The 26,236-nt window shown below is 65.7% G+C and carries 24 protein-coding genes and 1 tRNA gene; 6 read left to right on the plus strand and 19 right to left on the minus strand.

Going from position 1 to position 26,236, the window contains the following annotated elements; all coding sequences use genetic code 11:
* Together Q4E95_RS03805 and Q4E95_RS03810 are read right to left on the minus strand one after the other, a co-directional pair.
* The coding region (locus Q4E95_RS03805; protein ID WP_303382042.1) for a M20/M25/M40 family metallo-hydrolase at positions 1 to 484 on the minus strand (484 nt) is incomplete at its 3' end.
* An 11-nt stretch (positions 485 to 495) separates the two neighbouring features.
* On the minus strand, positions 496 to 1,269 hold the full coding sequence (locus Q4E95_RS03810) for a trimeric intracellular cation channel family protein (protein WP_303382043.1): 774 nt from the start codon (positions 1,267 to 1,269) through the stop codon (positions 496 to 498).
* Positions 1,270 to 1,385: 116 nt separating this feature from the next.
* Here Q4E95_RS03810 and Q4E95_RS03815 point away from each other — a divergent pair, with 116 nt between their 5' ends.
* Positions 1,386 to 3,011 (plus strand): alkaline phosphatase, encoded by a 1,626-nt coding sequence (locus Q4E95_RS03815; protein ID WP_303382044.1) that lies wholly within the window; start codon positions 1,386 to 1,388, stop codon positions 3,009 to 3,011.
* Between the two features lie 119 nt (positions 3,012 to 3,130).
* On the plus strand, positions 3,131 to 4,459 hold the full coding sequence (locus Q4E95_RS03820) for a carboxylesterase family protein (RefSeq protein ID WP_303382045.1): 1,329 nt from the start codon (positions 3,131 to 3,133) through the stop codon (positions 4,457 to 4,459).
* A 122-nt stretch (positions 4,460 to 4,581) separates the two neighbouring features.
* On the opposite strand, the gene Q4E95_RS03825 is transcribed toward Q4E95_RS03820, so the two are convergent.
* From Q4E95_RS03825 to Q4E95_RS03870, 10 genes are all read right to left on the minus strand, one after another.
* Positions 4,582 to 4,791 carry a helix-turn-helix transcriptional regulator gene (locus tag Q4E95_RS03825; RefSeq protein ID WP_303382046.1) on the minus strand — a complete coding sequence of 70 codons (210 nt, stop codon included), beginning with the start codon at positions 4,789 to 4,791 and terminating at the stop codon, positions 4,582 to 4,584.
* Positions 4,792 to 4,802: 11 nt separating this feature from the next.
* Positions 4,803 to 5,243, minus strand: a complete 441-nt coding sequence (locus Q4E95_RS03830; RefSeq protein ID WP_303382047.1) for a hypothetical protein — start codon at positions 5,241 to 5,243, stop codon at positions 4,803 to 4,805.
* An 86-nt stretch (positions 5,244 to 5,329) separates the two neighbouring features.
* Complete coding sequence (locus Q4E95_RS03835; protein WP_303382048.1) at positions 5,330 to 5,905, minus strand: mismatch-specific DNA-glycosylase; 576 nt, start codon at positions 5,903 to 5,905, stop codon at positions 5,330 to 5,332.
* Positions 5,906 to 5,934: 29 nt separating this feature from the next.
* A complete protein-coding gene (locus Q4E95_RS03840; protein ID WP_303382065.1) occupies positions 5,935 to 6,765 on the minus strand; it encodes a DMT family transporter in 831 nt (276 codons plus the stop codon).
* 131 nt (positions 6,766 to 6,896) lie between these two features.
* The gene (locus Q4E95_RS03845; RefSeq protein WP_303382049.1) at positions 6,897 to 7,712 is read right to left on the minus strand and encodes a TspO/MBR family protein; all 816 of its coding nucleotides are present in this window, start codon (positions 7,710 to 7,712) and stop codon (positions 6,897 to 6,899) included.
* 140 nt (positions 7,713 to 7,852) lie between these two features.
* Positions 7,853 to 8,611 (minus strand): alpha/beta fold hydrolase, encoded by a 759-nt coding sequence (locus Q4E95_RS03850; RefSeq protein ID WP_345311422.1) that lies wholly within the window; start codon positions 8,609 to 8,611, stop codon positions 7,853 to 7,855.
* A 120-nt stretch (positions 8,612 to 8,731) separates the two neighbouring features.
* Complete coding sequence (locus Q4E95_RS03855; protein WP_303382051.1) at positions 8,732 to 9,001, minus strand: DUF3072 domain-containing protein; 270 nt, start codon at positions 8,999 to 9,001, stop codon at positions 8,732 to 8,734.
* A gap of 151 nt (positions 9,002 to 9,152) precedes the next feature.
* Positions 9,153 to 10,952 (minus strand): selenocysteine-specific translation elongation factor, encoded by a 1,800-nt coding sequence (selB, locus tag Q4E95_RS03860; protein WP_303382052.1) that lies wholly within the window; start codon positions 10,950 to 10,952, stop codon positions 9,153 to 9,155.
* The gene (selA, locus tag Q4E95_RS03865; RefSeq protein ID WP_303382053.1) at positions 10,952 to 12,259 is read right to left on the minus strand and encodes an L-seryl-tRNA(Sec) selenium transferase; all 1,308 of its coding nucleotides are present in this window, start codon (positions 12,257 to 12,259) and stop codon (positions 10,952 to 10,954) included. The genes selB and selA overlap by 1 nt, the downstream gene beginning before the upstream one ends.
* A 78-nt stretch (positions 12,260 to 12,337) precedes the next feature.
* Positions 12,338 to 12,432 (minus strand) — tRNA-Sec (locus Q4E95_RS03870).
* 49 nt (positions 12,433 to 12,481) lie between these two features.
* On the opposite strand from Q4E95_RS03870, the gene selD reads away from it, so the two are divergent.
* Positions 12,482 to 13,498: a selenide, water dikinase SelD gene (gene selD, locus Q4E95_RS03875; RefSeq protein WP_303382054.1), complete on the plus strand. Its 1,017-nt coding sequence runs from the start codon at positions 12,482 to 12,484 to the stop codon at positions 13,496 to 13,498.
* On the opposite strand, the gene nrfD is transcribed toward selD, so the two are convergent.
* From nrfD to Q4E95_RS03910, 7 genes are all read right to left on the minus strand, one after another.
* Positions 13,499 to 14,599 carry an NrfD/PsrC family molybdoenzyme membrane anchor subunit gene (gene nrfD / locus Q4E95_RS03880; protein ID WP_303382055.1) on the minus strand — a complete coding sequence of 367 codons (1,101 nt, stop codon included), beginning with the start codon at positions 14,597 to 14,599 and terminating at the stop codon, positions 13,499 to 13,501.
* Positions 14,596 to 15,738 carry a 4Fe-4S dicluster domain-containing protein gene (locus Q4E95_RS03885; RefSeq protein WP_303382056.1) on the minus strand — a complete coding sequence of 381 codons (1,143 nt, stop codon included), beginning with the start codon at positions 15,736 to 15,738 and terminating at the stop codon, positions 14,596 to 14,598. The genes nrfD and Q4E95_RS03885 overlap by 4 nt, the downstream gene beginning before the upstream one ends.
* Positions 15,735 to 19,124: a formate dehydrogenase gene (fdh, locus tag Q4E95_RS03890; RefSeq protein ID WP_303382057.1), complete on the minus strand. Its 3,390-nt coding sequence runs from the start codon at positions 19,122 to 19,124 to the stop codon at positions 15,735 to 15,737. The genes Q4E95_RS03885 and fdh overlap by 4 nt, the downstream gene beginning before the upstream one ends.
* A 9-nt stretch (positions 19,125 to 19,133) precedes the next feature.
* Positions 19,134 to 19,367 carry a hypothetical protein gene (locus Q4E95_RS03895; protein ID WP_303382058.1) on the minus strand — a complete coding sequence of 78 codons (234 nt, stop codon included), beginning with the start codon at positions 19,365 to 19,367 and terminating at the stop codon, positions 19,134 to 19,136.
* A 69-nt stretch (positions 19,368 to 19,436) separates the two neighbouring features.
* A complete protein-coding gene (locus Q4E95_RS03900) occupies positions 19,437 to 19,862 on the minus strand; it encodes a VOC family protein (protein WP_303382059.1) in 426 nt (141 codons plus the stop codon).
* Positions 19,863 to 19,935: 73 nt separating this feature from the next.
* Positions 19,936 to 20,640, minus strand: coding sequence for an SCO1664 family protein (locus tag Q4E95_RS03905; protein WP_303382060.1), 705 nt, complete (start codon positions 20,638 to 20,640; stop codon positions 19,936 to 19,938).
* 9 nt (positions 20,641 to 20,649) lie between these two features.
* Positions 20,650 to 21,282: an MSMEG_4193 family putative phosphomutase gene (locus Q4E95_RS03910; RefSeq protein ID WP_303382061.1), complete on the minus strand. Its 633-nt coding sequence runs from the start codon at positions 21,280 to 21,282 to the stop codon at positions 20,650 to 20,652.
* Positions 21,283 to 21,404: 122 nt separating this feature from the next.
* Here Q4E95_RS03910 and Q4E95_RS03915 point away from each other — a divergent pair, with 122 nt between their 5' ends.
* From Q4E95_RS03915 to Q4E95_RS03925, 3 genes are all read left to right on the plus strand, one after another.
* Positions 21,405 to 22,793 carry a sigma 54-interacting transcriptional regulator gene (locus Q4E95_RS03915; RefSeq protein WP_303382062.1) on the plus strand — a complete coding sequence of 463 codons (1,389 nt, stop codon included), beginning with the start codon at positions 21,405 to 21,407 and terminating at the stop codon, positions 22,791 to 22,793.
* A gap of 8 nt (positions 22,794 to 22,801) precedes the next feature.
* Positions 22,802 to 24,802 carry a VWA domain-containing protein gene (locus Q4E95_RS03920; RefSeq protein ID WP_303382063.1) on the plus strand — a complete coding sequence of 667 codons (2,001 nt, stop codon included), beginning with the start codon at positions 22,802 to 22,804 and terminating at the stop codon, positions 24,800 to 24,802.
* Between the two features lie 158 nt (positions 24,803 to 24,960).
* Positions 24,961 to 26,130, plus strand: a complete 1,170-nt coding sequence (locus Q4E95_RS03925) for a hypothetical protein (protein WP_303382064.1) — start codon at positions 24,961 to 24,963, stop codon at positions 26,128 to 26,130.
* Positions 26,131 to 26,236: the final 106 nt, after the last annotated feature.

A 26,236-nucleotide genomic window follows, 5' to 3' on the forward strand; every position in this document is an offset into this window, starting at 1 on the left:
CCACCATGGACTGGGCTCCCGTGCCGAGTTCTTCGGCGGGTTGGAACAAGGCGATAAAAGTGCCCTGCCACGCGTCCTTGGATTCGGACATGAGGCGGGCGGCGCCCAACAAGGAGGACACGTGCACGTCGTGACCGCACGCGTGCATCACCGGTGTGGTGTTCCCGTTCTCATCGGTGAACGTCTCGGTGCTCGCGTAGTCCAGGCCGGTGGCCTCCTTCACGGGCAACGCATCCATGTCAGCGCGCATCAGCACCACGGGCCCGTCACCATTGCTGAGCACGCCCACGACGCCGGTGGGGCCCACCTTGTCATGGACCTCGAACCCGAATTCGTTGAGTTTCTCGGCCACGACGGCGGACGTGCGTTCCTCATGAAAACCCAGCTCCGGATGGGCGTGGAAGTCCTTGTACAACTCCTCCTGCCAGTCCTTGATGTTCGACTGACCCTGCAAAATCTGCTCTGTCACGTGGGTGGATGCCATGCTGTGTCCTCCTAGTTGCTGCCTTCCTGGGCGATGCTACTCCCGCCCTCCAAGTCCGCGCTCCCGGAGGTGGGTTCGTGTTTCTTGCGGGAATGCTTTCTGGAGCGAGGCAGTCGGGCCAGTCGTTTGAAGGCCTTAGGGTTGAGGTTCGCTGGGCCTGGCAACCGCCAGCCGAATCGACGAGCGGCCAGGCTAATGATGGCGCTGAGTGCAATAGCACCACCCATGCCAATGTTGGGCTGTCCCAGTTCGGCCAGAACCAGCATTTCCGCACTGGCGATCAAGGCGCTGGTCGCGTACAGCGTGTTGCCGCCAAAGATTGCGGGCACTCGCCCCACGGCAATGTCACGAATCATGCCACCGCCCACGGCGGTCACCACGCCCAGCAAAATGGACGGCATCCAGCCCAGGCCCGCAGCCATACCCTTGATGGTTCCGGTGGCCGCCCAACAACCGACCGAGAGCGTGTCGGCGAAGAACAACCCGCGCTGCGTCCACCGCTGCTCCAACGGCAGCAGGTAGGCAATCACCGCGCCGGCCAGTGCGGTGGTCAGGTAGGCGGGGTTGGTCAGGGCCACCGGGAACCCCTGCTGCAGCAAGGTGTCACGCAGCATGCCGCCGCCAAGCCCGGACACAATGGCCAGGATGACGAACCCCACCAGGTCCATTTTCAGGTGCCGGGCCACCACCCCGCCCAGAATTCCGTTGGTGATCACGCCCAGCAAATCCACCACGTCGAATACTGCTCTGGGGTCGATCTCCACCGGCTGCACCCTACTTTCCACGTTGAGCTCTTACCCGGTACAGCCTAGAACCACTAGCGCGACGAGTTCGAAGCCAGCGCGCTTGCTGTTCAGATACCCGCAAGTTCGATGTCATGCGGGGCCGACACCATGGGCCCATGACTACCAACAATGCGCCCGTCAACCGTCGCCAACTCGTCTCCGGCAGTCTTGCCGGCGCGGCACTCCTGGCCATCCCCGGCACCGCGGTCGCACACCGCGGTGACCGCCACGCACCGGGGCTGGTGAGCAAGCGCCTGACTCTGCCCAGCGGCGTCGCCTCCGGTGATGTCTCCGCCAACTCGGCGGTGCTGTGGGCCCGTTCCTCCGGTCCGGGTCGCCTGCATGCCACGCTTCAGGCGGTCTCCGCCGACGGCGCACCGTTGCGCGGGCGGTTCGCCCGCGGCCTTCGTCTCACCTCGGGGTGGGCCACCCCCGAGTCCGATCACACGGCCAAGATCTTTGCGGGCAAGCTACCCTCCGGAACCCGGTTCAAGGTCAGCTACGCGTTCGAGGACGAACGTGGTCGGATGGGTGAGCGCGCCGTGGGCGGTTTCACCACGGCTCCGGGCCGGCGTTTCGGACAGAAGACCTCCGCGCCACAGTCCTTCGTGTGGACCGCGGACACCGCGGGCCAGGGCTACGGAATCAACGAGGACATCGGCGGGATGCGTGGCTACGCCGCCATGCACGCGACCGAACCGGACTTTCTCCTGCACTCTGGCGACACCATTTACGCGGACAATCCCATTGAGAAGACCCTGGAGGTTGCGAACGAACCGCTGTGGCGCAACCTGGTCACCGAAGAGGTCTCCAAGGTCGCCGAGACACTCAATGAGTTCCGCGGCAGGCACCGCTACAACATGTTGGACAAGAATCTGCGCGCCATGTACGCGGAGGTCCCTGTGATTGCTCAGTGGGACGATCACGAGACCACCAACAACTGGTGGCCCGGTGAGATCCTCGAGGACGAGCGCTACACGCAGGTGCGTGAGGTCGACACCCTGGCCGCTCGTGGCCGCCAGGCGTGGCAGGAGTACATGCCCATCGCCGATTCCCGTGCGCTGTCCCACGGCACGGGATTCGAACCGGCCCGCATTTACCGCAAGGTCGAACGCGGCGACCACCTCGATGTGTTCGCCCTGGACATGCGCACGTTCAAGGGCGAGAACACCCCGGGTCAGGAGACGCACGAGACCGACATCCTCGGTGAGGAGCAGACCCGCTGGCTGATCCGCGAGCTGCGCCGTTCGCGTGCCACGTGGAAGGTCATCGGCAATGATCTGCCGCTGGGCCTGATCGTCCCGGACGGTAAGGACCAGGAGTCCATCTCCAACGCCGATCACGGGGCACCGCTCGGTCGCGAACTGCAGCTGGCACGGATCTTGAAGGCCATCAAGGATTTCGACATCAAGAACGTGGTCTTCCTGACCGGCGACGTCCACTACTGCGCCGCCCACCACTACTCCCCCGAGCGTGCGGCGTTCAAGGACTTCAAACCGTTCTGGGAGTTCGTGGCCGGTCCTATCAACGCGGGTGCCTTCGGCCCCAACACCCTGGACGGCACGTTCGGACCTCGCGTGGACTTCGAACAGGCCGGCCCCGCACTGGCCTCGCCCCGCAACGGTGACCACCAGTACTTCGGGCACGTGTCCGTCGCGGAAGACGGCGGGGAGTTCACCGTGCAGCTCATCAATGCCAATGGGCGCGCGGTCTACAAGCGGACCCTCACGCCGGAGCGCTGAACCCGCGAGGTACCACACCGCTGCGTGACATGATCCTCACCCGTTTGCTGGATAGGATTCGGCAGGACGCTCCGCCCGCACCGTGGGCATGAGTTGATGGCTCGAACGACAGGTGGATGATGACTGAGGCCGCAATGCACGGACAGCCGATCTGGCACGCCCCGGCGGGTACGGTGCTCGGTTGGCACGACGGCCCCGTGGATCGCGCCACCGGCATCCGCTATGCCCGTGCCGCCCGGCTGGCCACACCAAGGCCTGTGGGCGATGCAAACGAGCCGCTCCAGGCGACGTCGTGGTCCCCGGCCTGCCCCCAGGCACCCGTGCCCCTGCTCGACGAGGCGGTGGGCAGCAGCATCGGCAAGCTTCCCGTGGACGAGGACTGCATGCGCGTGTCGGTCACCGTGCCCGCGGGCACCGAACCGGATGCCGGATTGCCCGTGATGGTGTGGCTCCACGGTGGTTCGTACGTGTCCGGCGCCGGTGACGCGCCGTTCTACGACCCGAGCACACTGGTCGCCGAGCAGAACGTGGTGGTGGTCAATGTGACCTACCGCCTGGGTTTGTTCGGCTACCTGGGCGACGGCAAGACCAGCCCCGCCAACTTGGGTTTACTCGACCAGATCGAAGCGCTGCGGTGGGTGCACCGCAATATTTCGGCCTTCGGTGGCGACGCCGCCAACGTCACCATTTTCGGTCAGTCCGCCGGTGGCGACGCCGCCGCCCACCTCATGATCGCCGAGGGCACCCGCGGTCTGTTCCGCCGCGCCATCGTGCAAAGCGCACCGTTCGGTCTCATGAAGAGCCGCAGCAAGATGAACGCCGTCATGTCACGCACCGTGAGCGGCTTGGCGCCCGACGCCCATTGGGAAGAAGTGACCTCCGCTCAGTCGACGGTGGAGAAGGCAGCGGCACGCTTTGGGTTGAAGGGCCAAATGCCCTTCGGAGTGCAGTACGGACATCCGCCATTGCCCGCTGAAAAGGATCTGGATGCGGCATGGCGAGAGGTCGCCCCGGAGGTCGAGGTGCTGGTGGGGTACACGACCCGCGAGGTCGCGCTGTTCGCCGCCGCCGTCCCGGTGCTTCTGAAGCGACTTGAAAAACCCAAGCGGGACCCTGCCCTGGAACAATTGGTGGTCAAACCCCTGACCAAGCGGATTTACGGAACCGGCGCCAAAGCGTTCGCCTCTCGGCACGCGGCTGCGGGGGGCAACGTCACGGGTTATGTGCTGTCCTACGGCAACGAGGAGCATCCGCTGAACGCCGCCCACATTGCCGAGTTGCCGCTGCTCTTCCCGTCGAGCGCGTGGGAAGGTGCGCCCAGCGCACTGGGTTTGAGCCTCAACGACATGCAGGAACGGGGCCGGTTGTTGCGAGCTCAGTGGGCGGAATTCGCCCGCGGCGGGACGGTGAGCAGCCTGCCGGAGATCGGATTCAGAGTGCTCTCCTGAAGGGTTCTGTTCTGAAGGGTTCCCTCCCGAAGGGTTCTGTCCTGGCAGGTTCTGCGCGAGTACCTGCGGGCCCAGCAATCAGGAGAGGACCAGTTGCCCGGCCCCGCCGGAGTGGCTCGGGGTCAGTTCTTTTTAGGATCGGTTACGGGTGTTGCCTGCGGTGTGAACAGGTCCTCGATGCGGCACTCGAAGACCTCCGCAATGCGAAACGCCAGGGGCAGGCTGGGATCGAACCGGCCCCGCTCAATGGAGATCACCGTCTGCCGGGATACCCCCAGCAACCCGGCCAGATGAGCCTGCGACCAGGATCGTTCCCCGCGCCGTTCGGCCATGATGTTCTCCACTAGGAGTCCCGTCTCCTGGCCGCCCAGAAGCGCACGGCGACACTGATCATGGCCAGGATCAGGAGCACCAGCAGAACGCTCACCCCACTGATCTCGACCCTGGTGATCGACAGTACGACGAGCGCAATACCCCCCGTTGTGAGTATGTCGTGGAACGCGCCGGACGTGGCTTTGTCGTACCACCGATGCTCAATGTTGTCCTCCGCATGCGGGTCCTCCATCACGGTGTACTGGGAGACGAACAGGACCCACCCCAGGGCAAAGAACGTGCCCACGGTGCAGGCCGCGAAGATCACGAACCCGAGCACTCTGTTCTCGCTGTAAAACACCGAGGCAACGGCCCCCACGATGGACGCAAGCACGAGTGCCATGAGGACGCTCAGCACGTACGCCGACAGTGGGGCCTTCCCCGTGGTTCGGGACCGGGTTGTTGTTGCCATGATGACTCCCTTGATCCGGGCCCGTACGACCCTGGCGGATATGTAAAGCGCGCTTGACTAAGTCAAGCAAGCTTTACCATCGGGTGTCAAGGACGTTTGACAACTATTCCTGCGGCCTCTGCGATCTCCCGATACGCAGCGGCCAGATCGTCGACAGTTGCGTGGGCATTGAGACCGCTGGGATTCGGCGCCACCCAGAGTTGCACCCCGGGCCACGGGGATTCCTGCTGACCGAGCTGGGCTTTCGGAACCGTGAAGGCGGAACGATATGCGGTGATCCCCAGGACGGCCACCACTCTCGGTTGCCGCTCGGTCACCAGCCGATTCAGCCGATCCGCACCGGCCAGCAGTTCCTCGCGGGTCAACTCGTCCGCTCGTGCGGTGGCGCGCGGGCAGATGTTGCTGTTGCCAATACCTTTGCTCGTCAGTTGCGCGAGATCTGATTCCGAGTAACCGTCCCTGGCGTCAATGAGAGTGCTCGTAATGCCCGCCCGATAGAGAGCTGGATAAAACCGATTCCCCGGTCGAGCGAAGTGCGCTCCCGTTGCCGCGGTCCACAAGCTGGGGTTGATTCCCGCGAACAGCAGGTTCAGCGGATCGGGCAGCAGGTCCGGCACCGTGCGGTCACGAAATGCGTCGAGTTCTGCGCGTGAAAATCCCATGGGGCCAGATTATCCCCGGGTCTCATTGATTACCGGCGGCCAGAGTGTCGCTGAGCCGATTGCACCGCGGCAGCACTGGCCAGAATCACGAGTCCCATGCCCAGGATCTCCGGGAGATCGAGGGCCTGCCCCAACATGATCCACCCCACGAGCGCGGCAATGGCCGGCGCGAGACTCACCAGGATGGCAAACGTCTCCGCCGCCAGGCGCCGTAAGGACGCTAGCTCCAGGGCGTACGGAACCGCCGAGGATATCACGGCGATCAGTGCGCCGATCAGCAAGACCCACGGGTCCAGGAGTTCGACGCCGCCGCTGGCCACCCCGAATGGCGCGGCAAGTAGGGCGCCCACCACCATGGCGAGCGCGAGCCCTTGCGTCCCCGGGAACTCCCGCCCCGCTTGTCGGGACATCAAGATGTACAGCGCCCACATGCTCGCGGCAGCCAACGCGAAAGCCACTCCCACGGGGTCCAAGCCGTCAGTGCTGGGTCCGACCCCACTGAGCAGAAGCACTCCTGCGAGGGCGAGACCGGCCCACAGCACACCGCTCAGCTTGCGTGACAACACCACCGACAGCACCAGCGGCCCGAGCAGTTCCATGGTGACCGCAACCCCGAGCGGCAGGCGGGCGATGGCCTGGTAGATGCACATGTTCATGGCACCCAGGCTCACCCCGAAACCGAGGATCACCGGCAGATTCTTGGTCGTGACGGACCGAACGGAGGGCCGGAAGACGATCCACAAAAGCGCCGATGAGATGAGCAGACGCAAAAAGACCGCTCCCTGTGCACCCACTCGATCAAAAATCTGATAGGCAATGGCCGCCCCGGTCTGGGTCACGAGCGCCGCTGCGACGACCAGGGCAACACCGGCCGCGGAGGAACCGGGCGCCGCCGGCGGGCGGGAACGAGTCGAGCGGTTGGTCACCCCACCGAATGTACGCGGTTCCGAGCTCCGGCCGCGCCGGACGGCGCGTCCCCGGTCGCTCATCCTCAGGAGTACGCGGGCCGGCGTTCCACGCCGCGCTCCTCACGTGCCGAACGGTTGAGACGAGCACGTCCCACCGCCCAGATGGTCAGCACCGCGGCGGACAGGATGGCCGCAGCAATACCGACGAGCTGCGAAGCAGGCTCGTCGGTGAGTCGACCCACGCTGATCCACGCCAGGGCCCAGGCGATACCGGCGGCCACCGTAAATCGGGGTCCCAAGACGGCCACGTAAATGGCGGACAGCACAACCGCCACGGCCATGACGGTGATGGCGATCCACTCATCCGTGGTGCTCTCCGAACCCAAACCGTACGCAGAGCCCGCTGCCGCGATGTTCGTACAGGTGGCTGCGGTGACCCAACCGAGGTACAGACCAAAGGTGCCGTCCACGATGAAGCGGCCGAGCAGCGATGACTCGGGATTCTCTTGAAGCCGCTTGACCAGAAGACCGAGGGAGACCGCGAGCGCCAGAATGACCAGCACGCTGATCCAGATCAGGTCGACCTGGATCACCAGTAACCACGCGGCATTCAGGATCATGGTGATGCCGGCGAGCCACCCGATCCGACGTTCGCGGGCCGTTGTGGCATTCCGGGGAAACCACTGCCACACGGTGTACGCGAAGAGACCAACGTAAATGACCGACCAGATCGAAAACGCCGGACCGAGAGGGGCAATCAACGTGGCATTGTCCGAGAGCGACCCGCCGGCAGAATCGGCCACCTCTGTACCGAGCACTCCTGTCCCCACGAGTGTGCCGACCAAACAAAAGATTTGCGCTGCTGTAACGAACAACCGGCGGGCCAGATCGGACCTCATGTGACTCTCCTAGGGGTAGCGTCCGATCACCGTAGCGAAGAAACCGTAAGACAGCTGATTAATAGGCCCCTGTGACGTGCCCTAATATCTTCAGCCGGGAAGGACGCAGCGACCGGAGGCTTTCGCGAGGCGCGCCCGGGTTACTCCCGCTCGGACAGCAAAAACGTCCGCAGCGCGTCAATGACTTCCTGTGGGCGGTCCGAATGCACCCAGTGACTGGCCCCGCGCACCTTCAGCCGAATGGTGCTGGGGAACAGCGAGCGCATCACGGGCTCGTCCTCGTCCTTGACGTAGTTGGAGTTCTCACCGGCGATCCACAACACGCGGCCGGGGAACTGTGCGTTGTCGAGTTCGGTCTCGATGTCGGGGAAACCCATGATGGTTTCCAACTCCGAGCGCAGCAGGCTCAGGTTGGGCTGCCACCGCAGGCCACCGCCGTGGTTCTTCAGATTCTGCAGCAGGAACCCGCGCACAGTGGCCACGGGGATGGGGTCTTTGAGTGCGGCATCCACGTCTGAGCGGCGTTGGGCGGACTCGATATCCACCCCGGCGAGTGCGTCCAGCAGATGGTGGAATTCGCTGCGGCCGGACCCTGACCCCACGGGAGAGATATCGACGACCACGAGCTTACGCACCAGCTCCGGATGGCGCAGGGCGAGCACCATGGCCACCTTGCCGCCCATGGAGTGTCCGACCACGTCCACGGGTCCGTCCGCTGCGAAGCCGCTCCTGAGATGCTCCGCCACGTGATCGGCGAGTTCCAGGTAGTCGAGTTCCTCGGTCCACTCGGACTGCCCGTGATTCGGCAGGTCCACCAGCAGGCTGCGGAATTCCGGCTGCAGCCCCTTGGCGATCATGCTGAAATTCTTGCCCCTGCCGAAGAGGCCATGGAGAAACACGACGCGATGATCGCCGTGTCCGGTTTCGACGGAATGAACGGAGGTTGGGTGCGTGTCAGTCACACGCCCAATCTACTGGTCACGCCGCCTCACCGCCCACGTCCGTCGCAACGCAAGGGGTCAGGACCCGGAACCGCGCAGTCGGTCGATGTGCTCCGAAGCCTCCGCCTTGGTCAGGTTGGCGGGTAGTTCCTCGCCGGCTCGTTTGGCCAGGGTGTCCAGATAGGACTTCTGGGACTCGGTCATGGGGTCGTCCCCGCTCACCCAGTCCTCGGGATCCTTTTCTAGGCTGGGGTTCTGCGCATCGCCTGTCGCGCCGATGGTCTCGCCCGTGTCCTCACGAGAGTCAATGGGCTCGTTACCGAGGTTCTCGTCCGCGTTCTGCGACATGTTCTCTCCTTGTTCGGTGTTTTGCAGTCGACTGGGACTCAAGGGCAAAATGCCATCGAGCACCCAGCTTGCTCCCCAGATTATTCTGGCACTCCGACACGCACTAGGCCCTTTTGCCCAGAGCGTGGTTGTCGCAGGGCACACCGGTGCCCTACCGCACGATGGTCCGCTTGGTGCCGTCCAGTCGCCGGGTCCAACCGCGCGCATCCAGATGCTCGAGCAGCGGGATGGCCACGCGCCGGGTGGTCCCCCACACTTGCCGTGCCTGACTCGTGGTGAACGGTTGCTCCAGCCGCGCCAGCTCGCGCATGGCCAGGGCCGGAGCGTTCGGCAGCACCACGACGCCGCCCGCCAACCGCACCAGCCGCCCGGCACGTTCCGCGGCCGCCAGTTCCCGCGGGCCCAGCCCGAGGTCGATGAGTTCCTGGGCCTCGGGCGCCGCAAAGGGGTTCGTGGCCAGTTGGGCCTCGACCCGGGCCAGAGAGTTTTCGGCCGCGCCCAGCCCACCGGAACGGCCGGGAACGGCGATGAGTCCACCCCGTTCCTCGAGTTGGGCCTCGCCGATGACCGTGGCCAGCAGTTCCGGCCCGGGCAGAGCAAGTTCATCGATTGCGGCGCCCCGGGTCATGCCGGGGCTCAACGGATCCCGCTCATGCAGCCGCTTCACGGCGGTGCGCAGTGTCTCGACCCAGTCCTTGAGCATCGGGCGATGAATCCACCAGCGCCCTACCTTGGTGATGTCCGCACCGGGCGGAGGCTGTGCTTCCCCCGAGTCCACGAGTCCCAACGTCTGCAACCACGCCACGCGCACCGCCCCGCGGTGTTTGGTCTCGGCCACGGGATCCCCGGTCTCGGGAAGGGTGGCCAGCCATTGGGTGTGCCGCGCGCTGTCGCCGCGCCGGTTGAGTTCGGGCGGGTCCACGTCGAGAACCCGCGCGCCGCCCAACAACACGCGGGCCTCGGGATAGCGCATGACCAACCGGTCCCCCGGGATCAGCGCCAACTCCTGGGACAGCTGCACGCGCGCGTGATCGGCGTCAAAGGGTCGCAACCGTGCCGGGACCGAGGCGGAACCCGCATGAACCAGGATTTCCGCCGGTGCGTCCTCGAACGAAATTCCGGAGGTCCGGCGGACATCCAGTTCACCCGTGGTGGGCCACGCGTCCGGTGTCAGGAGCGCGTCACCGCGATGGATGTCCTCCGCAGCAATGCCCCGCACGTTGATGGCCACGCGGTTGGTCGCCCCAATGGTCTCGACCGAGCGGTTATGACTTTGAACCGAACGTACCGTGACCGGGCGAACGCGGTCCTGACCGAGCACGCTGAGCTTGTCCCCCACCCGAACCGTTCCGGCGGTCAGGGTTCCCGTGACCACGGTGCCCGCTCCGGACACCGAGAACGCCCGGTCCACCCAGAGCCTCAACCGCTCTGCGGGGTCCGGCAGGGGAACGCCCTGCAGAACGCCGTCCAGCGCCGCGCGGAATTCAGCCAGACCCGACCCGTTCTGGGCGGACACGGCCACCACCGGGGCATTCCGCAGGCCCGTTCCGGCCAACTCGCCCCTGACCTGCTGCGTCACCGCCCCCACCCGCTCCGGCGCCCGATCCGCCTTGGTCAGCACGATCAGTCCGCGCTCGATCCCCAATGCCGCCAATGCGTCACGGTGGTCGCTGGACTGGGCCTGCCAGCCTTCGTCGACGGCGACCACGAAACAAACCACGGGTGCCGGTCCGAGTCCCGCGAGCATGTTGCCGAGGAATCGTTCGTGCCCTGGGACGTCCACGAAGGCCACGTTGTTCCCGGACGGCAGATCCGTCCAGGCGAATCCCAGATCAATGGTGAGCCCGCGCCGTTTTTCCTCGGCCCAACGGTCCGGTTCCATTCCGGTCAGGGCTCGGACCAGCGTGGATTTACCGTGATCCACGTGCCCGGCGGTCGCGACAACGTACATCAGTCCAGTGCTCCCAATGCGGCGCGTGCGGCGGCGGCAACGCGTGCGTCGTCGTCCTCGGGAATGCAGCGCAGGTCGATCAGGCACGCGCCGTCGTGGACGCGCGGCAACACGGCGGGCTGGCCGAGTCGTAACAACCGAGCCGTTTGCTCCGGCAGGCGGACCGCCCACCCCGGCAGCGGCACCCCGGGTCCTCCCCCGCCGCCCACGCGGCCGTCGTGGGGGACCACGGGCATCCCGAGGTCATCACCGAGTCTCTCGGCTCGCGCGCGTAATCGCTCGGGATCCGCGTGGAGTGCCCGCTGCACCGGAGTGTTCCCGGACACCAATGTGGCTTCGAGTGCGGCGAGGGTCAGCTTGTCGGCACGAACGGCCCGTGCCAACGGGTGCTTGGCCAGGCGCTGGATGATGTCCGTGCGGCCCAGCAGAATTCCCGCCTGGGTGCCGCCGAGCAGTTTGTCACCGCTGGCAATGACGACATCCGCACCGGCCTCGAGCGCCTCGCTCAGGCTGGGTTCATCCGGCAGGGTCGGATCGGGGGTCAGTAGACCGCTGCCGACATCCATGATGAGGGGCAGGTCGTGCTCATCGGCGAGCGCGCGCAATTCCCGCAGGGGCACGTCCGAGGTGAACCCGCTGACCCTGAAGTTGCTCGGGTGGACCTTGAGCAGCGCCGCGGTGTGCGTCCCGACCGCGTCCGCGTAATCGGCGACATGGGTGCGGTTGGTGGTGCCGACTTCCCGCAAGCGAGTCCCCGTGGATTCCATGAGATCCGGCAACCGGAATCCGGCGCCGATCTCCACCAGTTCTCCGCGGCTCACAATGATTTCGCGGTCTCGCGCCAACGCCGTGGTGGCCAGCACGAGGGCCGCCGCGCCGTTGTTGACCACCAGGGCGTCTTGGGCCGCGGGACATGCCGCCAGGAGCGCTTCGCGCGTGGCCACCCCGCGTTTGGACCGTTGACCCGTGATCAAATCCAGTTCGACATCCACGTAACCGCTTGCATCCGATAACGCCTCACGCGCCGCGGCCGACAACGGCGCCCTGCCGAGGTTCGTGTGGATGACCACGCCGGTCGCGTTCAGCACGGGGGTCAGGGAAGTGGCCCGCCGTTCCGCCAAGGCTGCGATCACCGTTTCCTGCACGTCTTCCGGTGCGATCTCCGTCCGGCGGGCCCGATCCTGCGCCCGCGTGATGACGGTGCGAATCACGTGTTCGCTCAGCCTTACTCGAGCGGCTTGAACGTCCGGCAGCGCCAGGAGCTGATCCGTGCGGGGAATCCGTGAACGGGGGTCTGCGCCGGTCACTGTGACTCCTTGTGCGTCTCGGGTGCCTGTGGCAAGCGGCCGCCGCCCTCGGTTCGAGCCGAAGGGTGCGGCGCACGTTGGCGGAAGCGGACGGGAATCGAACCCGCCAAACCGAGATGCTCGGTTTCACCGGTTTTGAAGACCGGGGAGCCCACCAGGACTCAGACGCCTCCGTGTCGAACCTATCACCGCTCGCTCGGCTGGCCTCCCTACACTGGGGATATGGCTCCTTCACAGTCCTGGTCCACCGATCTTCGTCTTACCGGTTACGCCCACGGCGGGGGTTGCGCATGCAAGATCCCGCCGGGAGAGCTCGAGCAGGCCGTCCGCGGCCTCACCGGGCAGACGGCACCCAATGTCCTGGTCGGCCTGGACGACGGCGACGACGCCGCTGCGGTCCTGGTCCGCGAGGACCTCGCCGTGTTGTCCACCGCCGATTTCTTCACCCCCGTGGTCGACAGCGCCTACGACTGGGGCCGGATTGCCGCGGCCAACGCGCTCTCCGATGTCTACGCCATGGGCGGGCACCCGATCGTGGCGATCAACCTGGTGGGTTGGCCCCGCGATGTGCTGCCCATGGAGCTGATGTCAGAGGTCCTGCAGGGTGGACTGGACATTGCGTCCGAGGCCGGGTGCCCGGTGATCGGCGGTCACTCGATCGATGACCCCGAACCCAAGTACGGCATGGCCGTGACCGGCACCGCTGACCCCACCAAGTTGCTCCGCAACGACGCCGCCCAGGCGGGGCTGCCCATCACGCTCACCAAACCGCTGGGCGTGGGTTTGCTGAACAACCGCCACAAGCAGACCGGGGAGGTGTTCGAGGAAGCGATCGCCACCATGACCCAGCTCAACCGGGACGCTTCCCAAGCCGCCGTGGCTGCGGGCCTGAAGGCGGCCACGGATGTCACTGGTTTCGGGCTGCTCGGCCACCTCTACAAAATGGCCCGCGCCTCCGGGGTCGGTGCGGTCATCGACCGCAGCGCGGTGCCCATGATCTCCGGCGCGGCGGAGGCCCTGCGGGACGGGTTCGTCTCAGGCGGCACCCGCCGCAACTTGGACTGGGTGCGCCCGCACCTGAGGGCTGACTCCGGAATCGCGGAGGAGGACCTCCTGTTCCTCGCGGATGCCCAGACGTCCGGCGGGCTGCTCGTGGTGGGCGAACTGCCCGGACACCCCGTGATCGGCGAAACCGTGGCCCTGCCCGAACGCGACGACGAGCTGGTTCGGGTCCGCTGATCAGCCGGCGGTCGTGATCGAATCGTCCACGATGCCCGCGGCCCGGCGTTTCGCCAATCGATTGCGCTGCGGTTCCACGGTGTACTTGGGATCCTTCACGGAGTCCTTGCCGGCCTGAAACACCCCGAAACGAGTGAGCGCGGAGGAAGTGACCAAAGCTGCGCCCGAGAGCGCGGCCACCCAGCGGCGTCGTCCGCCGAGGATCGTTCCGGCGGCGCCGGCCAGGGCGAGACGTTCACTCCATGCGAGCCACGTACCGGGGCGGCCCTGCTCGAGAGGTTCGACGACCACGGGGTCCATGCGCTCCTTCATGAGGTGCATGGCCACGAGCTCACCCGCCACGCCCGCGAGCGCAAAGGTCCGCGCGGGCGCGGTTTCCGTGACCGGTGTGGTCAGCATTGCGAGACCACCGGCGGCCATGGACGCCGAGCTCACGAACACGAACGGGAGGTCCTTGTGCATCGCGTTCCACGTGGGGACCGCGGTATCACCGAGCAGTACGGCGGTGTAGGCAGCCAGCGGTGCGCCCGTGACCGCAGCACCCGCTGCTGCGGGCCGCTCGACGAAGCGCAGGACGGAACGCAGCGGCCCCAGGGGCAGTTTCGCGTGGGTCACCCAATCCACTTCGGCGGCCGCGGCAACACCCGCGTGCGTGGCGTAGTAGGCCAGCAACCATGAACCCAGGCTCATGGGTGAGGTGGGCTTGATGGTGCGCATCATATGTAAGAACCGCTCGGGACGGCCCAGGTCGCTCACCAGGGCAACCGTACCCAGGCTCGCCGCGGTAAGGGCCGCCAGTCGCATGTTGCGTCTCAGCAGTGGCCGACCGGTCAGCTCGGCGCCGAAGGCCAGGATCGAGGAGCCACCCGCCAAACCACCCAGGAACAGGTACGCGCCGATTTCCTTCTCCCACGGCGGTGCCTTGACGATGGGCCGCCCGTAGTAGGACGTGAACTCCGGCTCGGGCACCATGGGCATTTCCCGGGACCCGTCACCGCCTCGGCGGAAAGCAGATCCGGACGCACGACGGCGCCCTTTCCCTTTCCGCTTGCGGCGCGGCTCTTCGGGTGGCCGGTAGTTGTCGAATTCGGAGACGCTCATCGGCGACCGCCCGAGGCGAAAGCGACGGCGCCCACGGCCAACATGCCGGCCACGGCCATGCCCGCGCGCTTGAACATGTACGGGAGATCCGCGGTGGGAACGCGCGGATCCGGTGGCAAGCCGTAGGTCTCGGGCTCGTCCAGAAGCAGGAACACGGAACCTGTGCCGCCCACCCCGTCATTGGGGTTGGCGCCGTAAAGCCGAGCCTCTGTCCTGCCCTGATCGTGCAGCTGCGCCACTCTTTCCCGCGCGGTGGCGGCCATGGAGTCACGGTCGCCGTACTTGATGGACGTGGTGGGGCAGGCTTGCGCGCACGCCGGAGTTTGATCGTTCTTCATCCGGTCGTAGCACAGCGTGCATTTCTGCGCGACGCCGTGTTGGGGCACCTTGACGGTGTCCGGCATGGGCGGGGAATCGCGTTGGTTCTTCGGTTCGAACACGCCGTCACTGCGACGTTCGATCACGCCGAACGGGCAGCCGGCCACGCACGTACCGCAGCCGTTGCAGATGTCGTCCTGGACCACCACGGTGCCGTACTCGGTGCGGAACAGCGCGCCCGTGGGGCACACGTCCAAGCAACCGGCGTGGGTGCAGTGTTTGCACACGTCCGATGACATGAGCCAGCGGAAATCGGGGGTGTCGGGATGCACGGACGCATCCACGGGTGACTCGGGTCCCTGGCCACCGGGGGAATCCGCGGAGCGCTCCGGCGAGGACGAACTGCCGCAACCGCACCCGCCGCCACCGGAACCGCAACCGGCCGGGGCGGCCTGCGTCACGGGAATGGTGCCCCGCGACGTCGTTTTCGGGGACGCCGCGCCCTGAGGTGGGCCGACCCGGGGCATGCCCAGATCCACGAGCGCGCGGCCGGACTCCCGGGCGCGATCGATTTGCTCCGCGCCCTGTTCGATGAAGGCCACGTGCCGCCACGTGTTGGCGCCCAAGGCACCGGTGTTGTCATAGGAGGAACCCAGCAACTCGTAGTCGGAGTCGGCCGGGTTACGGTTCCACTCCTTGCACGCGACCTCGCACGCCTTGCACCCGATGCAGATGGAGGTGTCCGTGAAGAACCCCTTGCGCGGGTGCGGGTGGTCGTAGTGGGCGTCAGCTGTCGGATTGGCGGCTGCTTCTCCGGTCATGGGGAACCATCCTCTATCTGTTCGGCCGTGAGTTCCCGTTGGGGATCGGTGACCGTCGTGTTACTGGTTGCCGGTGTCAGCCCCGCGCGTTCCTGGTAGTCCGCCACCAGTTCGAGCACCTCGGGTCCGCGTGGCCTGCGGCCGGGCCTGATGTCGCACGAACCGACCTTGCTGTTCTGAATGTGGACGTTGGGGTCCAGGGCAATGCCGAGCAGGTCGTTGGCGCCGTCACCGGTGATCACGGCGTCCTGGCCGACACCCCAGTGGTACGGCAAACCGATCTGGTGCACGGTGTGCCCTCGCACGGTAAGGGGCTTCATCCGCTCGGTCACCAACACCCTGGCCTCGATCGCGGACCGGGGCGAAATGATGGTGGCCCAGCCGTACGGCTCCAAACCCTTTTCCTCGGCCAGTTCAGGAGACACTTCGCAGAACATCTCCGGTTGCAGCTCGGACAGGTACGGCAGCCAGCGGCTCATGCCACCCGCGGTGTGCTGCTCCGTCAAGCGGTAGGTGGTGAACACGTACGGGTAGACACCCGTACCCGGCTTACCGGCGCTCTGGGCAAACAGGTTGTCCCAGCGCGGGAAGGTCATGCGCGTGGGGTTCTGTTGTTGCGCGTAGAGCGGGTTGACCACCGGAGATTCCTGCGGTTCGTAGTGGGCGGGCATGGGCCCGTCCACCAGGCCCTTGGGCGCGAACAGCCAGCCCTTGCCGTCCGCTTGCATGATGAACGGATCATCCCCGGCCAAGGCGTCACCACCCCGAGTGTCCTCACCCGGGGTACTGCCCGGGGCGCGATCAATCGGGAAATCGGGGTTGTCCTTACCAACCCACCGTTGCTCATCCTCGTCCCACCAGATCAGCTTCTTCCGCTCACTCCACGGCTTACCCTGCGGGTCCGCCGAGGCACGGTTGTAGATGATGCGCCGGTTGGCGGGCCATGCCCAACCCCACTTCGAGGCGATCTCGTCCTGCTCGCTGCCGGGAACACGATCGGAGGAGTGGTTGACGCCGTCCGCGTACACGCCGGTGTAGATCCAGCAACCGCCGGAGGTTGAGCCGTCTGCCCGCATCTGCGTGTAGCTCGACAAGGGCCGGCCGGCGAGCTCACCGGTCAGGTGCCGCCCGTTGATCTCGGCCAGCACCGCCTCCGCCTCGGGGTCACCGTGCTCATCCGTGGGGTAGTCCCAGGTCAGATCCAGGAGCGGGCGATCACGGGGATCATCCGAATCCGCGAGGCGCTCCCGGATCCGCCGGCCCAGCTTGTAGAAGAACTCCAGCTCACTCTGGCTGGCCCCGGGCGGATTCACCGCTTGGTGACGCCACTGCAGTAGCCGTTGTGTCTGGGTGAACGTCCCGGACTTCTCCACGTAACTGGCTGCGGGCATGAAGAACACTTCGGTCTCGATGTCCTCGGTGCGCAGTTCACCCGATTGGATCTCCGGGCCGTCCTTCCACCACGTGGCGGACTCGATCATGTTCAGATCCCGCACGACCAGCCACTTCAGGTGGGACATTCCCATGCGCTGCAGGCGGCCGTGCGCCGATCCCACCGCGGGGTTCTGCCCCAGCAAGAAGTAGCCTTCGACCTCATCTTCCAGCATGCTCATGAGCGTCTGGTAGGTACCGTGTGGGCCACTGAGCCTGGGGATGTAGTCGTAGGCCCAGTCGTTCTCGGCCTGCGCAGCGTCTCCCCACCATGCCTTCAACAAGCTGATCGTGTACGCGTCCGCGTAAGCCCAGTAACCCTTTTGCTGACGATTGGAAATCGTGTCCAGGTACTCGTCGAGCGACTCCGTCTTCACTGATGGCATGGGCAGGTAGCCCGGCAGCAGATTGAACAGCGTGGGAATGTCCGTTGAGCCCTGGATACTCGCGTGACCTCGCAGCGCCATGATGCCGCCACCGGGTCGCCCCATGTTGCCCAACAGCAATTGCAAGATGGACGCCGTGCGAATGAACTGTGCGCCCAGCGTGTGTTGAGTCCACCCCACCGCGTACGCGAAACACGTGGTGCGTTCGCGACCCGAGTTCTCGGTGATCGCCCGTGCCAGATACTCGAAATCCTCGATCGAGATACCGCATGCGTCGCGCACCATTTCCGGGGTGTACCGGCTGTAGTGGCGCTTGAGGATCTGGAACACGGTCTGCGGGTCCTGCAAGGTGTCGTCCCGGAGCGGGGTGCCGGGCCCCACGGGCGCGCCACCACTTCCGTACTTGTCACCACCGGCCTGCTCGCGTTCGTCGTCACCTTGTTCGTGCTTCTCGGGTGCGGCCTGGTCCGAACGGTCCGTTGATTCCCCACGGTCCCGGCCCGACGTCGCGGGATCGGTCTCGGTTGCGTCCTCGGGATCCTGATCGTTTTGTTCGGTGGTCTGGTAGGACCACGACTCCATGTCGTACGCGTTGTCCTTGATGCTGAACCCGGAGAACAATCCGTCCAGGTCCTCGGTGTCCAGGAAGTCCTCGTTCACGAGGTTCGCAGCATTGGTGTAGGCACGCACGTACTCGTCGAACCACAGGTCGTTGCTCAGCACGTAATTGATGAGCGCACCCAGCAGCACGATATCCGTGCCCATCCGAATCGGCACGTGCTTGTCCGCCACCGCACTGGTGCGCGTAAATCGCGGATCAACGTGAATAACTTTGGCGCCGCGTGCCTTGGCTTCGGTCACCCATTGGAAACCCACGGGATGGCACTCGGCCATGTTGGAACCCTGGATGATGATGCAATCGGCGTTCGCCATGTCCTGCAGTGACTGTGTGGCGCCACCGCGGCCAAATGAGGTTCCCAAACTGGGAACCGTGGAAGAGTGTCAAATACGGGCTTGGTTCTCGATCTGCACGGCCCCGGCAGCGGTGAAGAGCTTCTTGATCAGATAGTTCTCTTCATTGTCCAGGGTCGCACCGCCCAGCGACGCAATGCCCATGGTGCGACGCAGCGGACGGCCCTGATCGTCCGTGTCTTGCCAGCCGCGGCGTCGGGACTCGATGAAACGGTCCGCGATCATGTCAGTGGCGGTGTCAACGTCCAGTTCTTGCCAGTCCTTGGCGCGGGGCGCCCGGTACAACACGCGGGTCTGTCGACCCGGTGAATTGACCAACTGCTCACTCGCCGAACCCTTGGGGCACAAGCGCCCACGGGAAATGGGTGAATCCGGATCGCCCTCGATCTGGATGACTTTGTCGTCCTTGACGTACACCTTTTGTCCGCAACCCACGGCGCAGTACGGGCAGACGCTCTGCACCACCCGATCCGCCGTTTCGGTGCGCGAGGTGATGTCCCGGGTGTGCTGAGACACCACAGCCGAGCTACGGCCTGTGGAGTCTGCGGTGCGGAACTGCCGGAAGACCGGCCATTCCAGGGGGCTGAATCGCGACATGGGTTCAGGCTAGTCCACGTCGGGGTCGGTGGGCAGCTCTTGATCTGCCGTGTCGATCCGGTTGTTCAGCTCCAGTTCGTCCACGTCCTTGAGCGGGTCCTCATCGGCGCCCCACTGGGCGTCGTCCTCTTCCCACGCCGAGTCCTCGTCACCGGTGGTTCCGATGAACTCGTCCTCGCGCAGTGGTTCCCGGGCGGCGTCCGGGTTGTCGATGGGGTTGGGGTCGGGAATGGGCTCAGTCATGATGGGTTCCTTCCTCGCTCCGAGCTCGGTCAGGTCGACCGGCCCGTAGACCGATCATAGTACTTACTATCAGTCCGCAGATGGCGCTGAGAAGGACCACATCACGCCGAATCGGTCGAAGACCGTTCCGTACCACTCGCCCCACGGCGCCTTTTCGAAGGGCATGCCCACCGAGCCCCCACCGGTGATGAGCTTCTGGATGAGGCCGCGAGCGTCGTCGGGAGTTTCGACCGAGTAGAGCAGGGAGTATGCGGTGCCGCGGACGAGGTAGTCATTGCCGTCCTCCATGGCGTCGCCACCGGCGATCTGGCCGCCCGCAGTGGTCAGCACTGCGTGGGCCACATGCTGGGGGTCCGGTTCGAAGGGCATCCCCTCCATGTGCATATCCCCATACCGCGTCAGGTCCAGCTCTCCGCCAAAGACCCGGTGCCAGTGTTCGAAGGCCTCGGCGGCGTTGCCGGGCAGAGCAATATAGGTGGCGAGGGTGGTGCTCATGAGATGCTCCTGAATTCAGAACGTCACGGCAATATGTGTGTCGCGTGCACGCCAGAATAGGCCTCCCGCCCCCTCAGATCAACGGCCATGGAAACCTCCGTCCGGTGGGATCCGCCGGCAGCCGTCCCAAGAGCCCCAGGACCCGCACGCGTTCCCGAACGGCCCGGACCTCCCCGGCGGTCAGCAGGTCCGCCACCTCGGACGGGATCTCGTGTTCGAGGGGCGCGATGTCCGCCAACAAGGACTCAGCAATGGGCTCTCGCGCGAAATCCCAAATGACCGTGCGCAATTTGAACGGCTCTGCGAAACACAATCCGTGGTCGATGCCCCAGATCCGCCCGTCGAGGCCCCGCAACACGTGGCCGGCCTTACGGTCGGTGTTGTTGGCCAGCACGTCGAAGACCGCCATGCGTTTGAGATCCTCGTGGGATTCCGGGCAATCCGTGTAGAGGGTGAAATAGTGCTGCGCCACGTCCGTTTCAATGAACCGCTGCACGGAGCCGATGCCGAAGGGGCCATCCTCGCGAATGATGGTGAGCGGCACGATCCCCCAGCCCAGTGACTCGCTCAACAGATACGCCGCGCGTTCTCGCCGGTAGAGGCCCGGTTCGAAGTCGTACAGCGGCCGCTCCCCCAGCTCGGGTTTGTAAATGGCCCAGCGTTGATCGTCCCCGTGGGTCAGCTCGACCAGAAATGTTTCATTGCTGCTCTCCACGAGCTGCCCGAGGATCTCGATCTCGCCGAGCTCCAGGAGTTCACGGGTGCGCTGGTCATCCACGATGACCCCTTACTGAGCCGTCAACGTGGCCAGGGAATCCTGCGTGGAATTGACGGTGAGCACCACGGGGTCCTGGCCCAACGGATAGGCGATAGCTGACACCGAGCACGGTCCCACGCTGAGCCGCTGGAATTTGTCCAGTGGTGTTCCCATGGCGTGTGCCAGCACGGCCCGGATGGGGTCCGCGTGCGAAAAACACGCCACGGTGCCACCGGGATGAGCGGTGCGGATGCGAGTGAGCGCATCGACCATCCGCTCCAGCATGTCCCGGAAACCTTCTCCTCCCGGAAACGTGAAGCTCGCGGGTTCGTGTTGCACGGTCTGCCATTCGGGCCTGCGCGCCAAGTCGGCCAGTTTCTCGCCGGTCCAGTCGCCGACCTCGAGTTCCAGCAGCCCATGGTCCTCAATCACCGGCAGGCCGGTCGCGAGCGCGGTTGCCTGCGCGGTCTCCCGGGTGCGTTCCAATGGGGACGAGTACAGCGCGGTCAACGTCAGGTCGGTCAGCCGCTCCGCCACGCGCGCCGCTTGCTCGCGTCCGGTGTCGGACAGGTGCAATCCCGGGGTGCGGCCGGGCAGGAGTTGCCCGGTGGTGGGTGTCTGACCATGGCGGACCAGCAGCAGGGTGGTGGTTTCGGGACTCACATCGCCCAGCCTAGGTGGCCGAACCGTTCCCGTCACGGCCCACCGGTTGCACGGCCGTCACGCGGCGTCATCACCCTTTCGAGGGGTCGACGCCGCCCACCCCCGGGCGTAGCGTGGCCTGCGTGAGCGTTCAGCCTGAGATCCGCACCGTAGGTGACTTGCGCGCCGCAGGTCACGTCCAGAAAACCCTGCGCGAAGAAATTCGCGACAACCTCCTGGCCGCACTGGCGGCCGGGGAGAATCCGTGGCCCGGTCTGCACGGCTTTGACCGCACGGTCATCCCGCAGCTCGAGCGAGCCCTGATTGCCGGCCATGACATCGTGCTGCTGGGTGAGCGAGGCCAGGGAAAAACCCGCCTGCTGCGCACCCTCTCCGGATTGCTCGACGAGTGGAGCCCGGCGATCGAGGGGTCCGAGCTCAATGAGCACCCGTTCGATCCCATCACCGCTGAATCCCTGAGCCGCGCAGCGAATGAGGGTGACGCTCTTCCCATTGCCTGGCGGCACCGCACCGATCGGTACGTGGAGAAGCTGTCCACCCCGGACACCTCCGTGGCCGATCTGATCGGCGATGTGGACCCCATGCGCGTGGCCGAGGGTCGCCGGCTGGGTGACCCCGAAACCATTCACTTCGGCCTGGTCCCCCGGGCCAATCGCGGCATCGTGGCACTCAACGAACTTCCCGACCTGGCCGAACGCATCCAGGTCGCACTGCTCAATGTCATGGAGGAGCGCGACATCCAGATCCGCGGCTACGTGCTGCGCCTGCCCCTGGACGTTCTGGTCGTGGCCTCCGCCAACCCGGAGGACTACACGAACCGCGGTCGGATCATCACCCCGCTCAAGGACCGGTTCGGCGCCGAGATCCGCACCCACTATCCCCTGGAACTCGCGGACGAGATGGCCGTGACTCGCCAGGAGGCGCATCTGACGGCCGAGGTTCCGGAGGTGATCCTGGAGATCCTGGCCCGCTTCACACGCGCGCTGCGCGAATCGAATGCGGTCAACCAGGCCTCGGGTGTCTCCGCACGTTTCGCGATCGCCGGCGCGGAAACCATTGCCGCAGCGGCAAGGCATCGCGCCACGGTGCGCCCCGGTGAAGACGCCGTGGCTCGCCTCGTGGACGTGGACAGCGCCGTGGACGTGCTGGGCGGGAAGATCGAGTTCGAGTCCGGAGAGGAAGGCCGCGAGGACGAGATCCTGGGGCACCTGTTGCGCACCGCCACCGCCGACGCCGTTCGGGCTCATTTCCGGGGGCTGGATTTCGGTCCGCTCGTGGAGGCCTTCGACGGCAAGCGCACCATCACCACCGGTGAGCAGGTCACCGCCCAGGAGTTCCTGGACGCCCTGCCCGAACTGGAGGACAGCGACCTGTACGACCAGATCGCATCACAGGTGGGCGGGGACACCCCCGGTCATCGCGCCACCGCCATCGAGTTGGCCCTCGAAGGGTTGTTCCTCATTCGTCAGCTCTCCAAGGAAACCGGTGACGGGGAAACCGTCTACGGATAGAGGCCATCATGCGTAACCGCCACAGGTCCTCCCGGTACGGCCGTTACTCCGGGGGCCCCGATCCCCTGGCACCACCCGTCGATCTCGCCGAAGCTCTCGACGCCGTGGCCGAGGACGTCATGTCCGGTTACTCCCCGGAACAGGCGATGCGTGAGTTCCTGCGCCGGGGCGGGCGCAACCAGCGCGGACTGGACGATCTGGCACGCAAGGTGCACCAGCGGCGTCGTGATCTGCTGCGCAAGCACCGTTTGGACGGCACCATCCAGGAGGTCAAGGAGCTGCTGGAGAAGGCCCTGCGCGAGGAACGCAACCAGTTCCTGCGAGACGCTCGCATGGATCCCATGGACCGCCAGTTCCGCGAAATGCAATTGGACAGCCTGCCCACCTCACCCGCCGCTGCCGTGACCGAACTCGCCGACTACGACTGGCAGTCCGATACCGCCCGGCAGCACTACGAGCAGATCAAGGACCTGTTGGGCCGTGAAATGCTCGACCAGCGTTTTGCCGGCATGAAGCAAACGCTGGAGAACGCGACCGACGAGGACCGGCAGGCCGTGGCCGAGATGCTGAGCGACCTCAACGACCTGCTGGACAAGCACGCGCGCGGTGAGGACACGCCGGAAGACTTCGAGGAGTTCATGGCCAAGCACGGGGACCAGTTCCCCGAGAATCCACAGGACGTGGACGAGTTGATCGACGCGCTCGCCCAACGCTCGGCGGCCGCCCAACGCATGATGCGCTCCATGACCCAGGAGCAACGCGACGAGCTGATGTCGCTGTCCGCGCAGGCCTTCGGCTCGCCCGAATTGATGTCCCAGCTGGAACGCCTGGACGCGTCCCTGCAGGCCCTGCGCCCCGGCGAGGACTGGACGGGTTCCGAGCAGTTCGACGGCGATCAGGGCCTGGGGCTGGGCGACGGCACCGGAGTGCTCCAAGACCTGGCGGATCTCGATTCCTTGGCCGAACAGCTCTCGCAGTCCTATTCGGGGTCCACGCTGTCCGACCTGGATATCGAGGCGCTCTCACGCCAACTCGGCGACGACGCCGCGGTCTCGGCCCGCACCCTGGCCGAGCTGGAGAAGGCAATGCAGGACAGCGGCTATCTTCGCCGCGGCACGGACGGGGACCTGAAACTGTCCCCGCGCGCCATGCGCAAACTCGGTCAGTCCCTGTTGCGCGACGCCGCCGGGCGGATCTCCGGGCGCCAGGGTCGCCGGGACACTCGTCTGGCCGGAGCGGCGGGTGAACAGACCGGGTCCAGCCGGGCCTGGGAATTCGGGGACGTGGAACCGTGGGATGTCACGCGCACCGTCACCAACGCGATCGGCCGCACCGCGGCGGCCGGTCAGGACCCGGTGAAGGGGCTGCGCATCCACGTGCAGGACATCGAGGTGCGCGAGACCGAGGCCCGCACGCAGGCCGCCGTGGTGTTGCTCGTGGACACCTCGTACTCCATGGCGCTCAACAACCGCTGGGTGCCCATGAAACGAACGGCACTGGCACTGCATCAGTTGCTCTCCACCCGGTTCCGGGGTGATCGGTTGGAGCTGATCACCTTCGGTCGGTATGCCCAGCGCATGGACATCGGGGAGCTGACGTCGCTGCCCGCGTGGCACGAGCAAGGCACCAACCTGCACCACGGCCTCCTGCTGGCCGGCCGCTTCTTTCGCCAGCACCCCAACATGCAGCCGGTGTTGCTGGTGGTGACCGACGGTGAACCCACCGCTCACCTGATGACGCATGGCGAGGCGTGGTTCTCCTATCCCCCGGATCGTGAAACCCTGACGACCACGGTGACCGAACTGGACAAGGTCACTCGGCAGGGCGCCGAGATCACGTTCTTCCGGCTCGGTGATGACCCGGGCCTGGTGCGGTTCGTGCAAGCAATGGCCCAACGGGCCGGGGGCCGGGTGGTCGCCCCGGATCCGGAAGATCTGGGCGCCGCGGTGGTCGGTGAGTTCCTGCGGAACCGATACGCGGATCCCGTGTGGGACACGGACTGGGACTGACTACCCCGCAGCCCGCGTTCTCATGAAACCTCCAAGTTTTCGGCACTCAACCGTCAGGGCTCATCCCTTGTCCCCGCTTGATTTGCATGGAACAGTGAGCTGCACCACGGCGCCGCATTGTGGCGCCCTGTCGCCCGACAAGCAACCAGGAGGTCACCGTGAACCTGTCTTGGCTCACGCCCGTGCTCGAGACCGATGGACCGTTCCTGTCGATCTACATCGACTCCACTCGGACCGATCCCAGTTCCGCCTCGGGGCTGTCCACCCGATGGGGACATTTCCGTTCGAAACTCGCAGAGGACGGCGCCCCGGACGAGATCCTCGAGGAGATCGAGACCACCCTGTTGGAGCCCTCACCCGTGGGTGGCCGACATGGCCGCGCCATTCTGGCGACCGGATCAGCCATTCTGGTGGACCGAGTGCTGCCGGCACCCCCGCGCGAGGATTCCGCCCACTGGGGATCTGAGCCTGTCCTGGTACCTCTGCTGCAGGTGATCCCGCGGGCTGTTCGGCAATTGCTCGTGGAAGTGGACCGTTCCGGCGCGGATCTGCATCTTCGCGCCCCGGAGAATCCCAAGATCACCAAGAACGACAACGGTTTGGGTGAGGACGCCTCAGTGGACGGAGGCCACGACGAACTGCACAAAGCCAGCGTGGGCGGTGGCTCCCAACACGGCTGGCGCTCCAGTAACCAGGAAGCTCGCGTGGAAGATTCTTGGGAACGCAATGCGGAGGCGGTGGCCGCAAAGGTCGACGCCATTGTCCGCGAGCACCAACTGGACATGCTGCTGTTGACCGGCGATGTTCGGGCGCAGTCACTGTTGAAGGACGAACTCGGCAAGGAGGCCCTGGCCATCTTGCAGGAGGTCCCGGGAGGCACTCGCGGGCAGAGCCTCGATCGTGCATCGTTCCGCGAAGAGTTGGCCCGCGTGACCGAAGGGTTCATCACGCAGCGGCAACAGCAATTGGCGAATACGTTCACCGAGAATCAGAGCCGCGGTGGCGAATCCGTGGCCGGCGCGGCCGAGGTCGCCGAGGCATTGCAGCGCGGTCAGGTGTCCGAGCTCATCCTGACGATCGGTGACGAACCGGACAACGCCGAGGAACTTGCCCGGCAGGCACTGGCGACCGATGCCGAGATCTCCACCCTGGGTGCGCAGTACGTGAGCCTGCCGGAGGGTGTGGGTGCCCTGCTGCGATGGCGGGATGACGCAACGCCGTCGAACAGCTTGTCGAGCATGTCCGGGGACCACGGCCGCGAGACCGCGGCGAATCCGGACAGTGATCCATCACCCCGCGAGCGCGAGGAAGAATCGATCCGTCGCTAAGAACACACCGCCGCCACAGCGGGCACCGGTTCCGGGAAGGAACCGGTGCCCGCTTAGCTGGTCATCCTCCGCGTCCTGAACGTCCTGCGTGGCCGGGCATGGCATC

The organism is Kocuria sp., assembly GCF_030536815.1.
Lineage (GTDB): Bacteria > Actinomycetota > Actinomycetes > Actinomycetales > Micrococcaceae > Kocuria > Kocuria gwangalliensis.